Origin of the sequence: Flavobacterium sp. (genome assembly GCF_043778725.1) — a bacterium.
GTDB lineage: Bacteria > Bacteroidota > Bacteroidia > Flavobacteriales > Flavobacteriaceae > Flavobacterium.
Genome location: NZ_JAYWFT010000022.1, coordinates 1 through 2574 on the forward strand (window position 1 = coordinate 1; position 2574 = coordinate 2574).

The 2574-nt window shown below is 34.0% G+C and carries 1 protein-coding gene and 1 pseudogene; both read right to left on the bottom strand.

The window, feature by feature from the left end; translation table 11 throughout:
• Nucleotides 1–307, bottom strand: a pseudogene (locus ACH2CG_RS02275) (hypothetical protein); the annotation flags it as partial.
• Nucleotides 308–905: 598 nt separating this feature from the next.
• The gene (locus tag ACH2CG_RS02280; RefSeq protein WP_395061784.1) at nucleotides 906–2450 is read right to left on the bottom strand and encodes an Rne/Rng family ribonuclease; all 1545 of its coding nucleotides are present in this window, start codon (nucleotides 2448–2450) and stop codon (nucleotides 906–908) included.
• Between the last annotated feature and the right edge of the window lie 124 nt (nucleotides 2451–2574).

The window sequence follows — 2574 nt, forward strand, 5'->3', positions numbered from 1 at the left end:
CTATTATTTTTGACCACCGATAAGTACCATCACAACTAAAACTACTTAATGCAATATCAGATTTTGTTGTATCATCACCAAAGTTAGTTTTGACAGTTCCATCAATGTTAAGATTGTTCTTACCAACGTATGACAAAGTATAAATATTCCTGTTACTATCGGTAACAATACTGTAAACTTCTTCCTGTCTATCACCTCCAGTAGTACTTAATTGATCAGTACTACCGCCTCGCTTACCCCATTGCCAACTCTGACAATGGGCTAAAAAACCTATAAAACATAACAATAATGTGATACTTTTTTTCATAATTTACTGCTTTAATTAGTGATCAACTTAGCATTTTCTATAATCTTACCGTCTTCGCGCATCAAAAGAACATACTGACCAGCGGCATAACGAGTACAATCCAGCTCAATAGTACCTTTAGTTCCATCTGGAACCCACTCTTGTAGCGTTCTTCCCAACAAGTCAACCAAAGAAAGCTTCACAAATTCAAATCTACAAATTTAAATCTATAAAAAACCACGTAAAACTACCTGGTTTAATCATTTTTTGTAAATATAATTCTTAGTTTAGTAACTATTTTACGGAAAATCGTAAAATAGAAAAATAATTATAACTTGATATGTGATTTCTCCTTCGTCGTATTGACATAAGTGTGGAGAAAAAATGATGTAATAAATTTATCCAAAAGTTCTTTATAAAACTTCTGCCCTAGCCCAGATTGCAACGAAAATCCTTGTGAAAAGAAACGCCAATTTTTCTTGACAAAAATGAGCGACCAAAGAAGCTTATTTTTGGCATAGAAAAATGGTGTTTATTGAACAAGATTGTAGTGTAAAGCTGGAAATAGCTTCTTAAAAAAGCACAAAAAAACCGCCAATCTCACGAAAGGCGGTTTTTATTATTTAATTTCTTTTCCTTGATTATCAAAAAAATGATATTCTAGGTACGTGTAAGCGTCACGAGGTATGATTTTCACCCATTTTTTATGCTCAAAGAACCACTTTGAACGTATTGATGGAAAACCTTTTTTAAGGTATGCTGCCACGAAAGGATGGACGTTAAGTTTTACTTTCTTGTGGTCTTTCATGATTTTTTCAAGAGCAAATGTAATCTTGTCGATAATTTGGATTGGCGCGTCTATATCGCTTGCCAAATTATTGGGATTTTCTTCTCTTGTTTCAATATTTACTTCTGGTCTTACACGTTGACGCGTTATTTGAACTAGTCCAAATTTACTTGGCGGTAAGATTTTATGCTTTGCTTTATCATCGCTCATTTCATCTCTTAAGAAATTGAATAGCACTTGGCGATTATCGGGATTTTGCATGTCGATAAAATCGATAACAATAATTCCGCCCATGTCGCGAAGTCTTAACTGACGAGCAATTTCTGCTGCAGCAATCATGTTTACTTCAAGAGCTGTATCTTCCTGATTGGTAGCTTTGTTAGAACGGTTTCCGCTGTTTACGTCTATAACGTGAAGTGCTTCTGTGTGTTCTATAATCAAATAAGCACCTTTACTCATGGAAACTGTTCGTCCGAATGAGGTTTTTATTTGACGTTCTATATTGTATTTCTCAAAAATTGGAGTGTCTTTATGTTGATAAAGCTTCACCATATTTTGTTTTTCAGGAGCTATCTCGGCTATATAGTCCTTGGTTTCTTGAAACAACTCTTCATCATCTACTTGAATACCGGTGAAAGTATCGTTAAATATGTCTCTAAGCATGGAAGAAACTTTGTTAAGTTCTCCTAATACTTTAGACGGATGATGGGCAGTTGGTAATTTTTTACACATTGCAAGCCATCTATCGTTTAGATTTTGCAAGTCTTTTTCTAGTTCGGCTGTTTTTTTGCCTTCTGCTACTGTTCGCACAATAACACCAAAACCTTTTGGTTTAACGGCTAGCACCAATTTTTTCAATCGGTCTTTTTCGGCTTTGTCTTCTATTTTTTGAGAAACAGAAACTCGATCCGAAAAAGGGACAAGAACTAAAAATCTACCGGCGAAAGAAAGCTCAGAGCTTATTCTTGGTCCTTTGGTAGAGATTGGTTCCTTAACCACTTGCACTAAAATTGATTGATTGGCACTCAGAATATCTGATATAGCACCATCTTTATCAATTTCTTTTTCAAACTGAAAGTTTTTTAGGGAGAAATCTTTTATTTTACCTGCGCTTACAAGTTTAATGAATTTCAAATAAGAAGCTAATTGTGGACCTAAATCGTGATAATGTAAAAAGGCGTCTTTCTCGAAGCCAACATTTACAAAGGCAGCATTAAGTCCGGCAACTGGTTTCCTGATTTTGGCGATAAAAATATCACCTACAAGAAACTTATTGATTTTTTCTTCTTCTTTGTGTAATTCAATTAGTTTTCCATCTTTTAATAAGGCAAAATCTACAGCATTGTCATCCTTGCGAATGATAAGTTCTTTATTCATGTTGTAAATTTTTATCCATATTTTTAATTAAGGATTTGAGATTTTGGATTAAGGATTTTAAAAATCCCCAATTCCTAATTCCTGATTCCTAAAATCAATAAATAGGGATGGATTAAACATTTTT

What these genes read in the sequence shown, in the direction of transcription:
- ACH2CG_RS02280 (WP_395061784.1), bottom strand. Translation starts at nt 2,450, where the DNA reads ATGAATAAAGAACTTATCATTCGCAAGGATGACAATGCTGTAGATTTT.